Raw genomic sequence first — 255 nt, 5'->3', positions numbered from 1 at the left:
CCAGGAGCATGATGCATGAACTATTTTAAAGGAAAACAATTTAAAAAAGATATTATATTGGTAGCTGTTGGCTACTATTGTCGTTTTTCTTTAAGTTATCGCGACGTATCTGAGCTCCTGAAAGAGCGAGGGATTTCTGTTCACCCTACAACCATCATGCGTTGGGTGCATGAATATGGAAATATCATTTATCACATTTGGAAGAAGAAAAATAAATCAGCACATTTCGTATGGCATTTAGATGAAACCTATATC

1 pseudogene is annotated in these 255 nt (G+C 35.7%); it reads left to right on the top strand.

Features of this window, described 5'->3' with window-relative positions:
- Positions 1-15: 15 nt before the first annotated feature.
- A pseudogene (locus AAIE21_RS29480) lies at positions 16-255 on the top strand (IS6 family transposase); the annotation flags it as partial.

Source organism: Paenibacillus sp. 102 (genome assembly GCF_039549175.1).
Taxonomy (GTDB): domain Bacteria; phylum Bacillota; class Bacilli; order Bacillales; family Bacillaceae_G; genus Bacillus_A.
This window is presented reverse-complemented; position numbering and strand designations above follow the sequence as displayed.